This window comes from Metabacillus fastidiosus NBRC 101226 (assembly GCF_001591625.1).
GTDB classification, from domain to species: domain Bacteria; phylum Bacillota; class Bacilli; order Bacillales; family Bacillaceae; genus Metabacillus; species Metabacillus fastidiosus.
Map to the genome: position 1 here is coordinate 1 of NZ_BCVG01000182.1, position 4,028 is coordinate 4,028.

Here is a 4,028-nt window from a genome sequence, read left to right on the forward strand (position 1 = left end):
TTCACCTGCAACCCCTAATGGTGCTAGGTTATTATTTCTATCCAAAATATAAACCTTGTTATTAGTAATTGGTTTACCAATAAGAGCCTTTTGATCTCCTTGTTTCAACTCATGCACTGTAGAGCAAACACTGTTCTCACTCGGTCCATACTCATTAAATAGTCTGACATGAGGCATTTTTTCAAAATGTTTCTTGATTAGGTTTTCGTTAAAACCTTCTCCTGCAATAGTTACAAATCTCATATTCTCTATAGGTTCATCAATCATATCTAATAGCTTGTTATAATAGCTAGGAACAGCCAATAAATTTGTAACTTTATTATGTTTAACGGTATTAATAAACTTATTGAAATTCACTCTGATATCTTCTATTAAAACCAATTTAGCACCGGAAAGCAGCGTGGTAAAAATGTCTTCTACAGAACTGTCAAATGAAAAAGTTGGCATCTGCAGGGTGATATCACCTTCATTATACTGATAGTATCTTATTCTCCAGCACAGTGTGTTCACAATAGAATTGTGATTTACCATAACTCCTTTTGGATTTCCCGTTGAACCTGAAGTATAGATAATATAAGCCATATCAGAAGATTTATTTAGATCAGGTAAGTTTTCTTTAACTCGACCTTTAACCTTTTCTAAATTGACATCGATACAAATTAAATCCTGATCCACTTTCTTATTTTCTTTTTTCACTAGTATTTCGATACCGCTGTCTACCAACATATATTTTATTCTGTCATCTGGAAAGTCAGGATCAATCGGAAGGTATGCTCCACCAGCTTTTAGAATTCCTAACATACCGACTATCATTTCAAGTGAGCGTTCAACCATAATGCCGACTATAGTATTTGGTTTGACCCCTTTTTCCCTTAATAGAGCTGCCAGTTGGTTGGATTTTTCATTCAGCTCCCAATAAGTTAATTTTTTATCTTCAAAAACAACGGCTATATTTTCTGGTGATCGTTCTACTTGCTCTTGGAAAAGTTGATGTATTGTCTTATCTCTTGGATAGTCTGCTTTTGTATCATTAAATTCATAAAGTAAAGCTGTTCTTTCTTTTTCTGAAGTCATCTGGATTTCACATATCTTCTTATTATCATCAATAACAACTTGCTCAGCTACTTTTTTAATATGAGCTTCTATATTGTCAATTAAATTGTCGTTGTAAACATTACCATCATAAGTTAAAACTAAATTCAACTTTTCACCTGGAGTTACTGAAATGCTGAAGCTGTAGTTGCTTTGCTCTTGTGCATTTAAATCCTCAACATCAAAACCTATATCCATTTTGTCATGTCCGGCAACACGTTCATCAACAGCATAGTTTTCAAACACAATAATATGATCTAATAAATCTTTCTTTAATTGACTCAAAGATTGAACTTCAGCTAGATTCATATAATTATAGTTATTGCTAACTATTGCTTCACCCTGCACCGTTGTCAGAACATCTTTAAACTTCTTATTTTTTTCGAGCTTTATTCTAGTAGGAATTGCATTAATAAATAAACCAATCATCTTTTCAATGCCATCTACTGGTGCCTCTCTTCCAGATACAATGGTTCCAAATACAACTTCTTCTGTATTATTATATTTTGCTAAAATTGTCCCCCAAATACTCTGGAATACGGTATTAAAAGTTACGTTATTTCTATTAGCCAGGTTCGTCAGTTTACTTGTAAATCCCGTTGAAAATTCGATTATTTTTTCTTTACGGAAATACTCACTATTACTGTTCGCACTATTTAATTTAGGTATTTGTGCTTTTTCTTCGTACCCTTCTAAATAGTGTTTCCAATATGTTCTACCTTCTTCTGTATCTTGTTTTTCGAGCCATTTTATATAATCGCTATAGGGTTTGGTTTCTTCTAATTCAAATTCTTCGCCATTAATCATTTTTCCATATATGGTGAATAACTCACCTAATACAATACCTAGGCACCAACCATCTAATAGAATATGATGATGGCTCCATACCAGTTTATATAAGTTTTCTTCTGTGCGGATCAAGCTAACTCTAATTAAGGTATCTTTACTTAAGTTAAATCCGATTACTTTATCTTCTTCTCTAAATTTTTGGATAAACACCTCTTTTTCTGAGTGGTTTTTATCTCTTAAGTCAAAGTAATTAAAACCGATTTCTCGGTCTGCTATTATTACATGTCTAGGCTCTTCAACGATTACATATTCAAATGATGCTCTTAATATTTCATAGCGCTGCATAATTTTATTGAAGCTCTTCTTTAATACTTCTGTATCAATATATCCTCTTATATCCATTACAGTTTGTTCAAAATATGCTTTTGAATCTTTGTTTTCCAATGCATGAAAAAGCATCCCTTTTTGCATATTTGCCAATGGATATATTTTTTCGATTCTCGACCATCCATACTTTTCATTAATTTCATCAAGCTCACTTAAAGTTAATTTGGTATCTCCATAATCATAAGGTGTTTTTTCTGCCTCTTTTTTACTTGAGCAATGGTCAATGATTTTTTCTAGACTTTCTTTAAACTTTTCGTTCAAAACCTTTATGGTTTTTTCATCATATTCCAATTCATTAAAAGTTGTATTTATATACAATTCATTATTGATAATGATTGAATTTATTTCTATTGAATTATTTCTTGAAATTTTTCCTCCAATGCTCTCTCCATAGGAGAACTTTGAACCTGAAAACTCATTACGGTTAACATCACTGTCCATTTCACCTAAATAGTTAAACGAAATAACCGCTTTTTGTTCATTTAATAAAGCTTGGTCTTTTGCTAAATACTTTAGTACCCCAAAACCTATTCCTTTATTTGGAACCTTTCTAAGAATTTCTTTTACCATTTTTATATTAGCCGAAATTCTTTTCTCTTCTCCCAAGTCAATAAGTACAGGATACATAGTTGTAAACCAGCCTATCGTTCTGCTAATGTCTACATCCTTAAAAATATCCTCTCTTCCATGACCTTCCATATTTATCTTTATATTGTTTTCTCCTGTTACTTCTCTTGCACCGACCAATAGAGAAGTTAACAATATGTCATTTATTTCTGTATTATATGCTCCATTAGATTCCCTTAAAAGACTATTAGTTTTTTGGCTGTTTAAAGAAATACTTAGCGTTTTACTATTTTCAAATGTATCTCTTATAATTTCTTCTTTTCTTGGAAGGAATTTAACCTTAGCTTGTGCTATGTTCTTCCAATACTCACTTTCCTTTAACAGTTCTTTACTATTTGCATAATCTTGTAGCTTAGATGAAAACTGTTTAAAGGAATCAGACTTGTGTCCGATATCTAAATTTTGTCCTTTTTCCTCTTGAGTATATAGGGTTTCAAAGTCTTCAAACAATATCCGCCAGGATACCCCATCTACTACTAGATGATGAATAGCAATTAAGAGATGATTACCATCATCCGCCTTAAATAAACCAAGATTAACAAGTTTTCCATCTTTAATAGAAGATTTCTTTTGAATATCAGTTGCAAGTTCATATATTCTTTCTTCAACATTATCTAGATCCTTAACATCATAGGTGTATAAATCGAAAAGATTTTTCTTATAGCCCCTATTATTTTGATTTACAACACTGTCCTTTTCTTCATATATCATTCTAAGTGCATCATGATGTTCTAATAGTTTATTAAAGACCTTCTCAACTTTTTTTACATCAAAGCCATCTTCTCTAAATAGCATAAATGACTGGTTAAAATGATTCAGTTCTTCTTTATTTTTATCAAAATACCATTTTTGAATAGGGGTTAATTCTACTTTGCCCTCAACTATTTCATAAGGCTTTATGTGTTTCTTGTGCTTTTTCACATACTTGCTAAGGTTTTTAATTTTAGGATTTGCAAATAAATCTTTAACCTCAAGCTTAAGATTCATTCTTGATAATCTGGATACTATTTGGAGAGCTTTAATTGAATCTCCACCCGATACAAAGAAATGATGGTTAATTCCTATATCCTCTATGCCTAAAATATCCGCCCAAATTTCAACGAGTTTAACTTCTACTGCATTTCTTGGTGCTT

General features: G+C 31.6%; 1 protein-coding gene. It reads right to left on the reverse strand.

Going from position 1 to position 4,028, the window contains the following annotated elements:
* Nucleotides 1-4,028: condensation domain-containing protein (locus tag BFA01S_RS21020; RefSeq protein ID WP_156484001.1), on the reverse strand; the 4,028-nt coding region annotated here is incomplete at both ends.